Origin of the sequence: Pseudomonas nitroreducens, assembly GCF_014204515.1 — a bacterium.
In the GTDB taxonomy this organism is placed as follows: domain Bacteria; phylum Pseudomonadota; class Gammaproteobacteria; order Pseudomonadales; family Pseudomonadaceae; genus Pseudomonas; species Pseudomonas nitritireducens_A.
In genome coordinates, this window is sequence record NZ_JACHLI010000012.1 from 70018 (window position 1) to 84703 (window position 14686).

Consider the following 14686-nt stretch of genomic DNA (forward strand, 5'->3'; position numbering starts at 1 on the left):
CTTCTGCTCACCTGTCGCGATGGATTTCAATGAGTTATCAGGTTCTTGCCCGCAAATGGCGTCCGCGCTCGTTCCGCGAAATGGTCGGCCAGACCCATGTGCTCAAGGCCCTGATCAACGCGCTGGACAACCAGCGCCTGCACCACGCCTACCTGTTCACCGGTACCCGCGGCGTGGGCAAGACCACCATTGCGCGCATCCTGGCCAAGTGCCTGAACTGCGAGACCGGCGTCAGCTCGACGCCCTGCGGGCAGTGCTCGGTGTGCCGCGAGATCGATGAGGGCCGCTTCGTCGACCTGATCGAAGTGGACGCCGCCAGCCGCACCAAGGTCGAGGATACCCGCGAGCTGCTCGACAACGTGCAGTACTCGCCGACCCGTGGACGCTACAAGGTCTACCTGATCGACGAAGTGCACATGCTCTCCAGCCACAGCTTCAACGCCCTGTTGAAGACCCTGGAGGAGCCGCCGCCCCACGTGAAGTTCCTGCTGGCCACCACCGACCCGCAGAAACTGCCGGTGACCATCCTCTCGCGCTGCCTGCAGTTCTCGTTGAAGAACATGCCGCCGGAGCGGGTGGTGGAGCACCTGACCCACGTCCTGGGCGCCGAGAGCGTGCCGTTCGAGGACGATGCGCTGTGGCTGCTCGGCCGTGCGGCTGACGGTTCCATGCGCGATGCCATGAGCCTGACCGACCAGGCCATCGCCTTCGGCGAGGGCAAAGTGCTGGCCGCCGACGTGCGCGCCATGCTCGGCACCCTGGATCACGGCCAGGTCTACGGCGTGCTTCATGCGTTGCTGGAAGGCGATGCCCGTGCACTGCTGGAAGCCGTGCGCCACCTGGCCGAGCAAGGCCCGGACTGGGGCGGCGTGCTGGCCGAGATGCTCAACGTGCTGCACCGCGTGGCCATCGCCCAGGCACTGCCCGAGGCGGTGGACAACGGCCAGGGCGACCGCGACCGCGTGCTGGCGCTGGCCCAGGCGCTGCCGGCCGAGGACGTGCAGTTCTACTACCAGATGGGCCTGATCGGCCGCCGTGACCTGCCGCTGGCGCCCGATCCCCGTGGCGGCTTCGAGATGGTGCTGCTGCGCATGCTGGCGTTCCGCCCGGCGGATGCCGACGGCGCACCGAGGTCACCCCTAAAGGACCTGGGGATCAGCAAGGCCACGGCTGATTCCAACCCCAACCCAGTGGCCGGCGCCGCCGTTGCGGCGCCGGTTGCAGCCATTGCTTCGCCGCCGGTTGCGCCAGCGCCGGTTGCTCCTGTCGCTCCGGTCGCCGAGGTTGCGCCTGCCGTTGCCGCACCCCAGCCTGCAGCGGCTCCGGCTCCGGCTCCGGCTCCGGCTCCGGCTCCGGTCATGGAGGCAGCGCCTGTTGCTGCACCGGCAGCGGTGGTCGAGGCGGCTACTGCGCCGGTCGAGCCGCAGCCAGAAGTGATCGCAGCCGCAGAGCCCGTCGCTCCTGCCGTCGAACCGCAGCCGCCGGTTGTCGAAGCGCCGGTCGATCTGCCATGGGATGAGCCCAGCGTGCCGGTTGCCGCCGCTCCCGCTGTGGTCGAGCCTGCTGCACCTGCACCTGCACCTGCACCTGCACCTGCACCTGCACCGGTAGCGGCAGCGCCCGCTCCCGTGCAAGCGCCTGCGCCGGCGCCGGTTGAAGTTCCTGCGCCAATCGTGGCCGAAGCCCCGGCCGAGGACGACGATCGCGACGACGAGCCGCCGCCCGCCGAGGATTACTACGAAGTCGACATGGAGTCCTACGGCTACCTCGAGAACGAGGCGCCGCAGGAACAGGCCGAGCCGGAACCCGAGCCCGCCGCCATGCCCGCCACCGGCCTTGCCGCCGAGTGGCTGGAGCTGTTCCCGCGCCTGGGCCTGGCCGGCCTGACCGCCAGCATCGGCGCCAACTGCACCCTGGTGGCGGTGGACGGCGACAACTGGCATTTGCACCTGGACCCGGGCCAGAGCGCGCTGTTCAACGCAACCCAGCTGCGGCGCCTGAACGATGCGCTGAACCAGTTCCACGGCCGTACCCTGACCCTGCAGGTCACCCAGCAGAAGCCCGAGCAGGAAACCCCGGCCCAGGCCGCCGCGCGCAAGCGCGCCGAGCGTCAGCGCCAGGCCGAGGCGTCGATCGCCGCCGACCCTTATGTGCTACAGATGAAGCAACAGTTCGCCGCGGTGGTCCGCGACGGTACTATCGAACCCCTGGAAGCGAAGGCTTGAGCCTGCGCCGACAACTGAACAAATCGAGGAACTCGACATGATGAAAGGTGGCATGGCCGGCCTGATGAAGCAGGCCCAGCAGATGCAGGAAAAGATGCAGAAGATGCAGGAAGAGCTGGCCAACGCCGAAGTGACCGGTCAATCCGGCGCCGGCCTGGTGAGCGTGGTGATGACCGGTCGCCACGACGTCAAGCGCGTCTCCCTGGATGACAGCCTGATGCAGGAAGACAAGGAAATCCTCGAAGACCTGATCGCCGCCGCGGTGAACGACGCCGTGCGCAAGATCGAGCAGAACAACCAGGACAAGATGTCCGGCATGACCGCCGGCATGCAGCTGCCGCCCGGCTTCAAGATGCCCTTCTGATCCAGGCATCCAGCTGACCTGTAGGAGCGAGCTTGCTCGCGAATGCTGTTCCGGCCCGCGCGGCTGGGCAGGGTTCGCGAGCAAGCTCGCTCCTACAGTCGTTCTGACCCCCGAAAAATATCCCGAGACCGCCCCATGAGCTTCACGCCGCTGATCCGCCAACTGATCGACGCCCTGCGCACCCTGCCCGGAGTGGGGCAGAAGAGTGCCCAGCGCATGGCGCTGCAGCTGCTGGAGCGCGATCGCAACGGCGGCCTGCGCCTGGCCCAGGCGCTGACCCAGGCGATGGAGGGCGTCGGTCATTGCAAGACCTGCCGCACGCTGTCCGAGGACGAGTTCTGCCCGCAGTGCACCGACCCGCGCCGCGACGACAGCCTGCTGTGCGTGGTGGAAGGCCCGCTGGACGTGTTCGCCGTGGAGCAGACCGGTTATCGCGGCCGCTACTTCGTGCTCAAGGGGCACCTGTCGCCGCTGGATGGCCTCGGCCCGGAAGCCATCGGCATTCCCGAGCTGGAGGCGCGGATCAAGGCCGGCAGTTTCAGCGAGATCATCCTCGCCACCAACCCCACGGTGGAAGGCGAGGCGACCGCCCACTACATCGCCCAGCTGCTGGGCGGCGGCGAGCTGGTGCTGTCGCGTATCGCCCACGGCGTGCCGCTGGGTGGCGAGCTGGAGCTGGTGGACGGCGGCACCCTGGCCCACGCCCTGGCGGGGCGTCGGCCCATCAGCGGCTGAGCTGCTAGATGGTGGACGAACAAGGCCGGAGCGATTCCGGCCTTGTCGTATCTGGCGTCAGCAGGCGCAGCTGATGCCTTCGCCGTGGCTGGGCAGCGCCTTGCCTGCGGCGCCGACCAGCGCCAGCCCTTCGTCCAGCCAGCCGGTTACGCCGCCGATCATTTCCTTCACCGGCAGGCCCAGCGCGGCCAGCTTCGCGGCGGCGCGGTGCACGCCGTTGCAGTGCGGCCCGGCGCAGTAGACGACGAACAGGGTGCCCGAAGGGAACTGCGCCATGCGCCGTGCATCGATCTCGCGGGTTGGCAGGTTCAGCGCGCCGGGTACGTGGCCGCGGGCGAATGCGGCGGCATTGCGCACATCCAGCAGGACGAAATCCTGCTCGCCGTTCTGCAGGGCGTGGTTCACGTCCGAGCAATCGGTCTCGAAGGCCAGGCGATGGCTGAAGTGGGCGAGGGCGTCGGCGGGCAGGGCGGCAGGGAATTGGCTGACGAGGCTGGGCATGGCAAGGCTCCTGTGGAAGACGAAAGCCACTGTATGGGGATGCCCACCTCGGCTACAGTGGCGGCCTGGACAGTGATCGGAAGTTTTCCGCCAAATGCAGCGCGATCCCCTGGACGTCGCCGTACTCGCCTACGACGGCCTGTGCACCTTCGAATTCGGCATTGCCGTGGAGCTCTTCGGACTGCCACGCCCGGAGTTCGACTTTCCCTGGTATCGCCACCGGGTCGTTGCCGTCGATGAAGGACCGATGCGGGCGCTGGGCGGCATTCGTGTGCTGGCCGACGGCGGGCTGGCATCGCTCGCCACGGCGGGGACCATCATCGTGCCCGGCTGGCGCGATCGTGCCGAAGCGCCTTCCGCCGAGCTGGTGCAGGCGCTGCGCCAGGCCTGTGAAGAGGGCGCGCGGTTGTTGTCGATCTGCTCCGGCGTATTCGTCCTGGCAGCTACCGGCCTGCTCGATGGCCAGCGGGCGACCACCCACTGGCGCTACGCCGAGGAGCTGGCGGCGCGCTTCCCGGCCATCGAGGTCGATGCCCAGGTGCTCTACGTGGATGCCGGGCAGCTGATCACCTCGGCCGGCAGCGCGGCGGGCATCGATGCCTGTCTGCACTTGATGGCGCGGGACTTTGGTGCGCAGGTGGCGAATACCGTCGCGCGGCGCCTGGTGATGTCGCCGCAACGCGGCGGCGGCCAGGCGCAGTTCATCCCGGCGCCGGTGGCCAAGGCGTCCCGGCATGACCTCGCCGGCATGCTGGACTGGGCTCGGTCACAGCTGGGCCGCTCGATCAGCGTGGTCGAACTGGCGAGCCGCATGGCGATGAGCGAGCGCACTTTCCTGCGCCGCTTCAGCGAGGCGACCGGCATGACGCCCAAGGCCTGGCTGCAGCACGAACGCATGCTGCGCGCCCGTGAGTTGCTGGAAGGCAGCGCCGACAGCGTGGAGCGCATCGCCGAGCAATGCGGCTTCGGCACCGTGGAAAGCTTCCGCAACGCCTTCCGCCGCTCGGCGGGCCTGGCGCCTTCGGCCTACCGCGAAAGGTTCGGGACGGCACATCTGTCCTAGCCGATGGCGGGTGTCTCGCCTTGAAAACCAAGCAAGCGCTAGGTAAGTTCTTGGGCAAACCGCCTGGAGCCTTGCCATGTCCGTGTTCGCCGATTACTTCGATGACAACCACCGCCTGGTCCGTGACAGCGTGCGGCGTTTCGTCGAGCGGGAAATCCTCCCTCACGTCGCTGACTGGGAAGAGGCCGAGGAGTTTCCCCGCGAGCTGTACCGCAAGGCGGGCGAGGCCGGCATTCTCGGCATCGGCTACCCCGAGGCGCTCGGCGGTAGCCACGAGGGCGACCTGTTCGCCAAGGTCGCTGCCAGCGAGGAGCTGATGCGCTGCGGCTCCGGCGGGCTGGTGGCGGGGCTGGGTTCGCTGGATATCGGCCTGCCGCCGCTGATCAAGTGGGGCCGCCCGGAGCTGCGCGAGCGCATCGCACCGCAGGTGCTGGCCGGCGAGAAGATCATGGCTCTGGCGGTCACCGAGCCGTCCGGCGGCTCCGACGTGGCCAGTCTGAAAACCCGTGCGGTGCGCGACGGCGATCATTACCGCGTGAGTGGCAGCAAGACCTTCATCACCAGCGGCGTGCGCGCGGACTACTACACCGTGGCGGTGCGCACCGGCGGCGATGGCTTCGGTGGCGTCAGCCTGCTGCTGGTGGAGAAGGGCACGCCCGGCTTCACCGTCAGCCGCCAGCTGAAGAAGATGGGCTGGTGGGCGTCGGATACCGCCGAGCTGTTCTTCGATGACTGCAAGGTGCCGGTGGAGAATCTCATCGGTGCAGAGAACATGGGCTTCGCCTGCATCATGGCGAACTTCCAGAGCGAGCGCCTGGCGCTGGCGATCATGGCCAACATGACCGCGCAACTGGCGCTGGACGAGGCCCTGGCCTGGAGCCGCGAGCGCGAGGCGTTCGGCAAGCCGGTGGGCAAGTTCCAGGTGCTCAAGCATCGCCTGGCGGAGATGGCCACCCAGGTCGAGGTGTCGCGCGAGTTCACCTACCGTCAGGCGGCGAAGATGGCCGCCGGCAAGAGCGTGATCAAGGAAATCTCCATGGCCAAGAACTTCGCCACCGATGTCGCCGACCGGGTGACCTACGACGCGGTGCAGGTGCTCGGCGGCATGGGCTACATGCGCGAGAGCCTGGTGGAGCGGCTATACCGCGACAACCGCATCCTCTCCATCGGTGGCGGCACGCGGGAGATCATGAACGAGATCATTGCCAAGCAGATGGGGCTCTGAATCGAACCCATCGCTCAGGTGAAGTCCATCCCGTAGTGCGTCCTGGAGCAATGCAGGCAGCGGAACTGGTAGATCGCCGGGTTGCCCGCCGGCTCATAGTGCTCGACCAGCTGCAGCCAGGTCTTGTCCGGCCAGCCGTAGTCGGGAAAGTGCTCGGCCAGCCCTGCGCCGCCAAGGGCGATGATTTCCTCGCGCTGCGCATCGCCGAGGAAGGCGCAGGCGTCCCCGCAACAGCTCAGCCAGTGCTCCTGCTGCCAGGAGACGAACCCCGGCGTGCGCTCGCAGACTTCAAGCACTATTGCGTCGGGGACGCCGGCTTCCAGTAGCGGATAGTCGTCAGCGAAGCTCGCTTCGAAGCGTTCGGCCGCGCTGCCGTCGGCGATGCACCAGGGGCACAGGCAGTTTTCCGGCAGATCATGGCGGGTGTAGACCGAGGCGGTATAGACATGGCCGCGCTTCTGCCCGCAGCACAGGCAGGTGGCGTCCGAGGCGACCAGGCTGCCGGTGGCCAGTGGATCGGGGTGGTAGCGGAAGGTGGGGAGTGCCTGGCTCATGGTCGTCATCCTTGATCGTGCTCACCGACAGAGCCTGCCAGTATAAACAGCGATTCGCGGAGGGCGGAGCGGCACTGTGCTGGAAAAAAACGGCGCCCATCCGGGGGTAAGGGGGAGGGGCGCCGGCCCGACAGGGAAAAAGGGACTCGTTGGTACGACGGTTCGCTGGAGGCGGCGCTACTTGGCCTCGTAACCCTCAGCAGCCGACTTGCGCTTGGGCTTGGGCGCAAAGCGCTTGGCCAGCTTCATGCTGCCGGTGACCACCTTCTGGTACCAGACCGGCAGCAGGCGCAGCATCACGTCGATGGCGTGGGCGTCCGCGCCGATGAGGATGCGCCGCGAATCGCGCTCCACGCCGCGGATGATCACCTGCGCGGCCTTCTGCGGGGTGGTGCGCAGCAACTGGTCGTTGAACTGGGTGCGAGCTGCTTCCGCGTTCTGCCCGGTGACCTTGACCATGCTGTCGTTCATCCGCGCGGTCTTGGCGATGTTGGTCTTGATCCCGCCGGGGTGTACGCAGCTGGCTGAGACGCCGCCGCGCTCCATGTCCAGCTCCTGGCGCAGCGACTCGGTGAAGCCGCGCACGGCGAACTTGGTGGCGTTGTAGGCGCTCATGCCCGGCTGGGAGAACAGCCCGAAGACGCTGGAGACGTTGACGATGTGGCCGTCACCGGAGGCTTTCAGGTGCGGCAGGAAGGCCTTGGTGCCGTAGACCACGCCCCAGAAGTTGATGTTGGTGATCCACTCGTACTCTTCGTAGTCGCTGGCTTCCACGGTGCCGGCGTGGGCGACGCCGGCGTTGTTGAACACCAGGTTGACCTTGCCGTGCTCGCGGGCGGCCTTGTCGGCCCAGGCGTGCACCTGCTCGCGGTCGGCAACGTTCACCGTGTCGATGGACACCCGCACGCCGGTGGAGGAGAGCAGCTGGCGGGTTTCCTCCAGGCCGGCGGCGTTGACGTCCGCCAGGGCCAGGTGGCAGCCCCGCGAGGCCAGTTCGATGGCCAGGGCACGGCCGATGCCGGAGCCAGCGCCGGTGATGGCGGCGACCTTGTTCTCGAAGTTCTTCATGCCGGCACCTCTTCTGCGTGGCGTTGGGGTTGGACGACAGGGCTGGACAGCGGCTTGGCCTTCAAATGATAGGCGCTGGGATCGAACTGGCTGGTCAGGGCGCGGAAGCGCCAGGTGAAGCCCGGCCACAGCGTGCAGTTGCGCCCGCTCACCGGGTGCAGGTACCAGCTCTTGCAGCCGCCGGTGTTCCACACGCTGTGGTTGAGGCCGCGCTGCAGCTTCTCGTTCCAGCGCTCCTGCACCTCCTGCTTGACCTCGACGCTCTGCAGCTCACGGCGGTCCATCAGCTTGATGGCACCGAGCACATAGGCGATCTGCGATTCGATCATGTAGACCATGGAGTTGTGGCCCAGGCCGGTGTTCGGGCCCATGAGGAAGAACAGGTTGGGGAAGCCGCGGGTCATGGTGCCCTTGTAGGCTTCGGGACCGTTCTGCCAGGTGTCGAGCAGGTCCACGCCGTCCTTGCCGAACACCACGCCGCGCGGGATCGGGTCGTTGGCGGTGAAGCCGGTGCCGAAGATGATGGCGTCCACCTGGCGTTCGCGGCCATCGCTGGTGATGATGCTGCCGGCCTTGATCTCGCGGATGCCGTCGACGATCACCGAGGCGTTGGAGGCCGCCAGCGCCGGGTAATAGTTGTGCGACATGAGCACGCGCTTGCAGCCGATGGTGTAGTCCGGGGTCAGCTTGCGGCGCAGGTCCGGGTCCTTGATCTGCTGGCGGATGAAGCGCTCGGCCAGCTTGCCCACCAGCTTCATCGCCCAGGGCGCGAAGGTGAAGCCCAGCACACGGCCTTCGAGCATGCTGTAGAGGGCGCCGCGCCAGAGTTTCTGTACCGCCGGAAAGTGGCGGAAGCGCGCGCGTTCCTTGTCGCTGATGGCGCGGTCGGGCTTGGGCAGGATCCACGGCGCGGTGCGCTGGTAGAGGTCGAGCTTGGCCACCAGCGGCTGGATTTCCGGGACGAACTGGATGGCCGAGGCGCCGGTGCCGATCACCGCGACGCGCTTGCCCTTGAGGTCGTAGTCGTGGTCCCACTGCTGGGAGTGGAAAGCCTTGCCCTGGAAGTTCTCCAGGCCCTTGAGTGCCGGGATCGAGGGGATCGACAGGGCGCCCATGCCCGAGACCACGGCCTTGGCGGTGTAGTGGTTGCCGGCGGCGTCGAACAGGTGCCAGAGCTGCTGCTCGTCGTTCCACTCCAGGCGCGCCATCTCGGTGTTGAGCAGCGTCTTGTCTTCCAGGCGGTACTTCGCCCAGCACTTCTCCAGGTAGGCACGGATTTCCGGTTGGCGAGCGAACATGCGCGTCCAGTCCGGGTTCGGCTCGAAGGAGAAGGAGTAGACGTGGGATTGCACGTCGCAGGCGCAGCCGGGGTAGTTGTTGACCCGCCAGGTGCCGCCGACGCCGGCGTCCTTTTCGAACAGCAGGAAATCGTTCTCGCCTTCCTGCTTCAGGCGGATCGCCATGCCCAGCCCGGAAAACCCGGTGCCGATGATGGCGACCTTGCAGTGTCTGGGGGCAGACTTTGGTTGGGTACTCACAACCGTACTCATGGCCACGCTCCTGTTATGATTATTGCTGGCGTATACAACTGTCTACGTGATCAAATGTAGACATCTGTATACCTCAGCAACAACCAACCTTAGATGGGGTCGGGCAGCGGACACATGGAAATCGGACAGGAAGAACGGCCCGTGGAAGCCGCCGGCAAGCGCGCGCTGATCGATGCCGCGCTGCGCCTGGCAGCCAGCCGGCGCAGCCTGAGCAGCCTGGGGCTGCGTGAGCTGGCACGGGAGGCAGGGTTGAACCCGAATACCTTCTACCGGCACTTCGGCAATGTGGACGACCTGGGTCTGGCGATCATCCGCGACATCGCCACCCAGCTGCGCCAGCCGCTGCGCGATCTGCGCCGCGAGGCCGCCGAACGCGCGCTGCCGGGGCAGGGCGCCGCCAGCGTGCCCTTCGGCCTGGACCTGGAGCGCGGCCAGCGGGTGACGCGGGAGACGGTGCGGCTGTTCTTCGACTTCGTGGAGGGCAACCCGCAGGCCTTCATCATCGGCGTGCGCGAGCTGCACGGGCCGTCGCCGGTGCTGCGAGCAGCGCTGGCGCGGGTGATGGACGAGTTCGGCGAAGACATGGCCGAGGACATCCGTCAGTTCCACCTGCTGCCGGACGTCGACGAGGGCGAACTGAATCAATTGTCGCGGCTGATCAGCCGGCAACTGTTCCAGCAGTCGCTGGACTACCTGGAGCGCCCTGCGCAGCAGCGCGAGGAAGTCTGTGCCCTGGCCGAGCGACAAATCCTGTTGCTGTTCACCGGTGTCGCGGTGCTGCAGACCTTCGGCATGCTGGCTAGGCTCTGAGTCTTTCCCGCCAGCCTGGAGACTGCCATGTTGCCCTTGCCCCTGTTCGGCGGCTGCGCCTGCGGCGCGGTGCGCTACCGGGTGGATGCCGAACCCGAGGAAACCGGCTACTGCCATTGCCGCATCTGCCAGAAATCCAACGCCGCGCCCGCCGTGCCCTGGGCGGTGATCCCGCTGACGGGATTCGCCTATGTCGCCGGCGAGCTGGGCCTGTGGCGTTCCAGCGAGGACGGCGAACGGCGCTTCTGCGTGAAGTGCGGCACGCCGATGGAGTTTCGCGTACGCGACGGCGAGACGGTGGGGCTCAACATCGTCACCCTGGACCAGCCGGAGCTGATCGAGCCGCAGTGCCATGTGTGGTGTTCGGCGCAACTGGCGTGGTTCGACACGGCAGACGACCTGCCGCGTAGAGCGGAGGGCTAGCCGGCGATTGTCGCCAGGCTGGCTGCCATCACAGCCAGTCCGCCTGCTTGAAGCTGATGTACAGCCCCACGCAGCCCAGCGCCAGCAGGCCCATGATGAGGAAGTACCCGTAGTGCCAGTGCAGCTCGGGAATGTATTCGAAGTTCATCCCGTAGATGCCGGCCACGGCGGTGGGAAAGGCGAGGATTGCAGCCCAGGCCGCGAACTTGCGCTGCACCACGCTCTGCCGTGAAGACTCCAGCGCCAGGCCGACCTCAATGGTCTGGCTGGCCACGTCGCGCAGGGTAGTGAGGTCTTCCAGCAGGCGGTTCACGTGGATCGCCACGTCGCGGAAGTAGGGCCGCATCTGCTTGTCGATGAAAGGGAAGTCCAGGCGCTGCAGTTCCTGGCAGATTTCCACCATGGGCGCGGCGTAGTGCTTGAGCTTGAGCACCTCGCGACGCAGGCCGTAGATCTTCTCGATCTGCTCCTGGGTCAGCGGTTGGCGCAGCACCTGCTGTTCCACCTCCTCGATCTCCTCGCGGATGGCCTCCACCACCGGTTCGTAATTGCTCATCACGAAGTCGAGCAGGGCATAGAGCACGAAGTCGGTACCATGGGCCAGCAACAGCGGCCGGGCTTCGCAGCGCTGTCGGACCTGGGAGTAGGACTGGGAGAACCCGTGGCGCGCGCTGATGATGTAGCCGATGCCGGCGAACAGGTGGGTTTCGACGAACATCAGTCGGCTATCGGCGCGGATCGGCGAGTAGATGACGATGAACAGCGCATCGCCGAAGGTTTCCAGCTTCGGCCGGCTGTGCTTTTCCAGGGCGTCGGAAACCGCCAGTTCATGCAGGTTGAACTGTCGTTGCAGGTTGAACATTTCTTCCGGAGTCGGCTCCTGCAGGCCGGTCCAGACGAAGTGGTCGGGCTGGCAGGCCCAGCGGTAGCCATCCTCCAGCGGAATGTCGGAGACCTTGCGGCCCTTGCTGTAGACGGCGGAAGCGATGACTCGGCCCATGGCGAAGCCCACCTTCAGCTGCGGAATCGGATGTCCTGCTGCAGCTTCAGTGTTGGAGAGCCTGGCGCGACGCGCCAGAAGAGGGCGATCAGGAGTGCGGAGTGAGGGCGTCCTGGAGACCTTGCAGCGCGACGGGTACGGCCTGGTTGAAGCGTTCGAACAGTCCGCTGCGATCGACGTTGTCCACCGGGGCGCGGCGCGCAACGTCGAAGCCGGCAGTGAGGGCGGTGATCACCAGGATCACGATGGTGTAGAGCCCCAGGGCGGCGAGGGCGCCATTGCGGGCGTAGCGGTGGGCTTGGCGATTCATGGTGGCGACTCGGGTCCGGGGAAGGGATGGCCCAGTTTCGCTTTGGTCATTTCGATTGAATAACGATGCCGGTTGGTTCCGGGTATCAGGCAAATTGATGGGTGGCGGCGCTGCGACCAGGCGCACGGCAGGCAAAGACGCTGCGGTGTCGGATGATTGCACGGCGATGGCAGTCTTCATGCTGGCTGGACCCCGGCTGGCCTGGCGGCGTCATCGATGTTGAAAGGCCCGGCATCGCGCCGGGCCTTCCGCTTCGGAGTCGACTGCATGACGTCACCTGCTGCAGGCGGCTGGTGGAGTGCTTCAACCCTGCTTGGCAGCGGCTTCGGCGTTCACCTGGCTGGCGGATTGCTCGGCCTGCTGGTGTTGCTGGATGGCGGTCTGGGTCATGTGGACCATGCGGTCCTGCATCAGCGGGGACTCTTCGGCGAAGCTGGCCTGGGCGGCGAAAGCGGTAGCGGCGGCGAGTACGCTGGCGGCGATGATGTTGAGTTTCATGATGAACACCTCCGGTTGGGTTTCTCTGGGTTCATCTATAGGTTAATGCGTAATAATTTTTGAAAAATAGCAAACAGGCTTAATCAGTATTGCTCTTTAGGTAATAGTCTAGGCATGAAAAAGCCCGGCACCGGGCCGGGCTTCTATTGCGAGGTCGATCAGACCAGGTGGTTGCGATCCAGCTCGATGGACCTGTCGAGGGTTTCCAGCAGCTGCTTGCGCACCTTCAGCTTGGTGTTGCGGTGGGCAGTCATGTTCAGCTTCTTCAGGTGCTGGGCAGCTTCCAGGGCGGCGGCCTGAAGTTGCTCGGCCGGTACCACCTTGTCGAGGAAACCGGCGTCCACGGCATCGCGCGGGTTGAACATCTCGGCATTCACCACCGAGCGGGTGAAGGCGGAGCGGCGCAGGCGGTCACGGGCCAGTTCGATACCGACGTGGTGCATGGTCATGCCGATGGCCACTTCATTCAGGCCGATCTGGAACGGGCCGTCGACGCCGATGCGGTAGTCCGCCGAGAGCAGGATGAAGGCGCCCTTGGCCACCGCGTGACCGGTGCAGGCGACGATGACCGGGAAGGGATGGGAGAGCATGCGGCGCGCCAGGGTCGAGCCGGCGGCCACCAGGTTCACCGCGTTCTCCGGGCCAGAGGTCATCACCTTGAGGTCGTAGCCGCCGGAAAGGATGCCCGGCTGGCCGGTGACGATGACGATGGCGCGATCCTTCTCCGCCTGGTCCAGGGCCTGGTTGAAGGCCTCGATCACCGCCGGGGAGATGGCGTTCACCTTGCCGTTGTTGAGGGTCAGGGTGGCGATGCCGTCTTCGAATTGGTAGCTGATCAGCTCACTCATGGCAGAGAGTCCTGGGTTGGGGCCTTGGGTTGGAAGTGGCCAGAACATACTGACGCAGGCCTGGGGCGTAAAGCGTTTTGACTGACTGGCTGGTCAGCCTCTGCTGACGAAAGTCAGGCAATTTCTGTGCGCTATGCACGCAATTTCAGATGCGCCTCGTGGAGCGGTGCCGGGCGTACTGTTAAGCTGCCAGCATCCCGCGCCTTGCCTCGCACAATCCAGGACGTGCATCCGAATGTCGAAGATCCTCAAGTGGTCCCTGCTGGCCGTCGTTGCCGTCGCCCTGATCATCAAGGCCTCGCTCTGGCTTTCCGTGCGCAGCGTGGTGAACGACGCCATAGCCCGCGTGTCGCCGATCATGGAGATCAGCTATGGCGGCATCTCCTCGTCCTTCGACGGTCGGGTCGGCCTGCAGAACGTGGTCATCCGCGTGCCCATGGCCAATGACAGCCTGAAGGTCGCCCACGCCCAGCTGAAGTTCAACGGCCTGCGCGACCTGCTGAGCTTCAAGGAGAGCCTGGCCGAGGGCAAGCTGCCGGAGCAGATGGCGGTCGACCTGCAGGGCGTGGAGCTGCAGATCCACGGGCCGTTCATGCAGTCGCTGTATGCGCAGCCGGCGGAGAAGAGCGCCTTCACCGCCATGAGCGAAGTGGCCTGCGGCAATATGCGCAACATCGGCGTCGATGAATTGCTGCAGATGGGCTATCGCACCCTGGAGTCCGATATCGAGTTCTCCTACCGTCGCCAGCCCGGCGCGCAGACGCTGACCTTCGACCTGCGCAGCGATACCCGCGACATGCTCGACCTGCACACCAGCATGACCCTGATGAACATTTCCGACCGCCCGGGCGACATGCGCGTGAATCCGCCGCGGGTTTCCCGCGTCACCGTCGAGATGAACGACAACCAGTACCAGCGCCGGGTCAGCGAGTTCTGCCGCGGCAAGCTGGGCCTCGACCAGCAGGCCTATACCGCGCTGTCGCTGGAGCAGTTCGACAAGGCCTTGCGCCAGCAGCGCATCGCCCTGGACAAGCCGCTGCTGGAAGCCTATGGCCGCTACCTCGCCGATCCGCGCTCGCTGCGCATCGAGCTGGCGCCGACCGAGGGCATGGCCTGGGACGGCCTGCAATTCTTCGAGCCGAAAGATGTGATCCAGATGCTGCATCCGGTCGTCATAGTGAACCAGCAGCCGGTTTCCGAGTTGGGGTTCGCCTGGGTCGATCCGTTGAAGAAAAAAATCGCGCCTGAAAGCGATCTTCAACTGGTTTCGGCCCAAGAAACGGTTGAGTCGCAGGCCAGAACGCAGCAATATGAGTTCGTTAGCGTTGAAAGCCTTGCCCAGTACACCGGCAAGCGCCTGCAGTTCATCACGTTCGATGGTGCCTATTACCAGGGTGTGCTGCACAAGGTGGAGAACGGCCGAGCCTATATCACCGTCCTGATGGGGACTGGCTCGGCGCAGATGTTCCTCCGCCTGAACAAGATCAATCAGGTGCGGGTCATGTTGTGAGG

The 14686-nt window shown here is 65.8% G+C and carries 15 protein-coding genes and 1 pseudogene; 8 read left to right on the forward strand and 8 right to left on the reverse strand.

Annotated features, from left to right (window positions below; genetic code table 11):
- Nucleotides 1-29 precede the first annotated feature (29 nt).
- From dnaX to recR, 3 genes are all read left to right on the forward strand, one after another.
- Nucleotides 30-2225: a DNA polymerase III subunit gamma/tau gene (dnaX, locus tag HNP46_RS16385; RefSeq protein WP_184590770.1), complete on the forward strand. Its 2196-nt coding sequence runs from the start codon at nt 30-32 to the stop codon at nt 2223-2225.
- A 37-nt stretch (nt 2226-2262) separates the two neighbouring features.
- Nucleotides 2263-2589 (forward strand): YbaB/EbfC family nucleoid-associated protein, encoded by a 327-nt coding sequence (locus tag HNP46_RS16390; RefSeq protein WP_045209089.1) that lies wholly within the window; start codon nt 2263-2265, stop codon nt 2587-2589.
- Between the two features lie 135 nt (nt 2590-2724).
- Complete coding sequence (recR, locus tag HNP46_RS16395) at nt 2725-3324, forward strand: recombination mediator RecR (protein WP_184590773.1); 600 nt, start codon at nt 2725-2727, stop codon at nt 3322-3324.
- A 57-nt stretch (nt 3325-3381) separates the two neighbouring features.
- Here the strand turns inward: recR and HNP46_RS16400 are convergent, their stop codons facing one another.
- Complete coding sequence (locus HNP46_RS16400) at nt 3382-3825, reverse strand: rhodanese-like domain-containing protein (protein WP_184590775.1); 444 nt, start codon at nt 3823-3825, stop codon at nt 3382-3384.
- A 94-nt stretch (nt 3826-3919) separates the two neighbouring features.
- Between HNP46_RS16400 and ftrA the strand changes: the two genes are divergently transcribed.
- Together ftrA and HNP46_RS16410 are read left to right on the forward strand one after the other, a co-directional pair.
- Complete coding sequence (gene ftrA, locus HNP46_RS16405) at nt 3920-4888, forward strand: transcriptional regulator FtrA (protein ID WP_184590777.1); 969 nt, start codon at nt 3920-3922, stop codon at nt 4886-4888.
- Between the two features lie 76 nt (nt 4889-4964).
- Complete coding sequence (locus HNP46_RS16410; RefSeq protein WP_184590779.1) at nt 4965-6113, forward strand: acyl-CoA dehydrogenase family protein; 1149 nt, start codon at nt 4965-4967, stop codon at nt 6111-6113.
- A gap of 14 nt (nt 6114-6127) precedes the next feature.
- On the opposite strand, the gene HNP46_RS16415 is transcribed toward HNP46_RS16410, so the two are convergent.
- The 3 genes and pseudogenes from HNP46_RS16415 to HNP46_RS16425 form a co-directional block, all read right to left on the reverse strand.
- Nucleotides 6128-6667: a CbrC family protein gene (locus tag HNP46_RS16415; protein WP_184590781.1), complete on the reverse strand. Its 540-nt coding sequence runs from the start codon at nt 6665-6667 to the stop codon at nt 6128-6130.
- A gap of 177 nt (nt 6668-6844) precedes the next feature.
- Nucleotides 6845-7735 carry an SDR family NAD(P)-dependent oxidoreductase gene (locus tag HNP46_RS16420; protein ID WP_184590783.1) on the reverse strand — a complete coding sequence of 297 codons (891 nt, stop codon included), beginning with the start codon at nt 7733-7735 and terminating at the stop codon, nt 6845-6847.
- Nucleotides 7732-9323: pseudogene (locus HNP46_RS16425) on the reverse strand (flavin-containing monooxygenase). Before HNP46_RS16425 ends, HNP46_RS16420 begins: the two are co-directional and overlap by 4 nt.
- Nucleotides 9324-9399: 76 nt before the next feature.
- Here HNP46_RS16425 and HNP46_RS16430 point away from each other — a divergent pair.
- Together HNP46_RS16430 and HNP46_RS16435 are read left to right on the forward strand one after the other, a co-directional pair.
- Complete coding sequence (locus HNP46_RS16430; RefSeq protein ID WP_184590787.1) at nt 9400-10095, forward strand: TetR family transcriptional regulator; 696 nt, start codon at nt 9400-9402, stop codon at nt 10093-10095.
- Between the two features lie 27 nt (nt 10096-10122).
- Nucleotides 10123-10518 (forward strand): GFA family protein, encoded by a 396-nt coding sequence (locus HNP46_RS16435; RefSeq protein WP_184590789.1) that lies wholly within the window; start codon nt 10123-10125, stop codon nt 10516-10518.
- Nucleotides 10519-10546: 28 nt separating this feature from the next.
- Here HNP46_RS16435 and HNP46_RS16440 read toward each other — a convergent pair whose 3' ends face one another.
- From HNP46_RS16440 to HNP46_RS16455, 4 genes are all read right to left on the reverse strand, one after another.
- Entirely contained in the window at nt 10547-11518 is a 972-nt protein-coding gene (locus HNP46_RS16440; protein WP_184590792.1) for a magnesium and cobalt transport protein CorA, read from the reverse strand.
- Between the two features lie 88 nt (nt 11519-11606).
- Nucleotides 11607-11828 (reverse strand): hypothetical protein, encoded by a 222-nt coding sequence (locus HNP46_RS16445; protein ID WP_184590794.1) that lies wholly within the window; start codon nt 11826-11828, stop codon nt 11607-11609.
- Between the two features lie 303 nt (nt 11829-12131).
- Nucleotides 12132-12326 (reverse strand): hypothetical protein, encoded by a 195-nt coding sequence (locus HNP46_RS16450; protein ID WP_184590796.1) that lies wholly within the window; start codon nt 12324-12326, stop codon nt 12132-12134.
- 158 nt (nt 12327-12484) lie between these two features.
- Nucleotides 12485-13174 (reverse strand): crotonase/enoyl-CoA hydratase family protein, encoded by a 690-nt coding sequence (locus HNP46_RS16455; RefSeq protein WP_184590799.1) that lies wholly within the window; start codon nt 13172-13174, stop codon nt 12485-12487.
- Between the two features lie 235 nt (nt 13175-13409).
- On the opposite strand from HNP46_RS16455, the gene HNP46_RS16460 reads away from it, so the two are divergent.
- Complete coding sequence (locus HNP46_RS16460) at nt 13410-14684, forward strand: hypothetical protein (RefSeq protein WP_184590802.1); 1275 nt, start codon at nt 13410-13412, stop codon at nt 14682-14684.
- Nucleotides 14685-14686 lie beyond the last annotated feature (2 nt).

Excerpts from the sequence above, each read along its gene's own strand:
- dnaX (WP_184590770.1), top strand. The coding sequence starts at position 30 with ATGAGTTATCAGGTTCTTGCCCGCAAATGGCGTCCGCGCTCGTTCCGC.
- HNP46_RS16390 (WP_045209089.1), top strand. The coding sequence starts at position 2,263 with ATGATGAAAGGTGGCATGGCCGGCCTGATGAAGCAGGCCCAGCAGATG.
- recR (WP_184590773.1), top strand. The coding sequence starts at position 2,725 with ATGAGCTTCACGCCGCTGATCCGCCAACTGATCGACGCCCTGCGCACC.
- HNP46_RS16400 (WP_184590775.1), bottom strand. The coding sequence starts at position 3,825 with ATGCCCAGCCTCGTCAGCCAATTCCCTGCCGCCCTGCCCGCCGACGCC.
- ftrA (WP_184590777.1), top strand. The coding sequence starts at position 3,920 with ATGCAGCGCGATCCCCTGGACGTCGCCGTACTCGCCTACGACGGCCTG.
- HNP46_RS16410 (WP_184590779.1), top strand. The coding sequence starts at position 4,965 with ATGTCCGTGTTCGCCGATTACTTCGATGACAACCACCGCCTGGTCCGT.
- HNP46_RS16415 (WP_184590781.1), bottom strand. The coding sequence starts at position 6,667 with ATGAGCCAGGCACTCCCCACCTTCCGCTACCACCCCGATCCACTGGCC.
- HNP46_RS16420 (WP_184590783.1), bottom strand. The coding sequence starts at position 7,735 with ATGAAGAACTTCGAGAACAAGGTCGCCGCCATCACCGGCGCTGGCTCC.
- HNP46_RS16430 (WP_184590787.1), top strand. The coding sequence starts at position 9,400 with ATGGAAATCGGACAGGAAGAACGGCCCGTGGAAGCCGCCGGCAAGCGC.
- HNP46_RS16435 (WP_184590789.1), top strand. The coding sequence starts at position 10,123 with ATGTTGCCCTTGCCCCTGTTCGGCGGCTGCGCCTGCGGCGCGGTGCGC.
- HNP46_RS16440 (WP_184590792.1), bottom strand. The coding sequence starts at position 11,518 with ATGGGCCGAGTCATCGCTTCCGCCGTCTACAGCAAGGGCCGCAAGGTC.
- HNP46_RS16445 (WP_184590794.1), bottom strand. The coding sequence starts at position 11,828 with ATGAATCGCCAAGCCCACCGCTACGCCCGCAATGGCGCCCTCGCCGCC.
- HNP46_RS16450 (WP_184590796.1), bottom strand. The coding sequence starts at position 12,326 with ATGAAACTCAACATCATCGCCGCCAGCGTACTCGCCGCCGCTACCGCT.
- HNP46_RS16455 (WP_184590799.1), bottom strand. The coding sequence starts at position 13,174 with ATGAGTGAGCTGATCAGCTACCAATTCGAAGACGGCATCGCCACCCTG.
- HNP46_RS16460 (WP_184590802.1), top strand. The coding sequence starts at position 13,410 with ATGTCGAAGATCCTCAAGTGGTCCCTGCTGGCCGTCGTTGCCGTCGCC.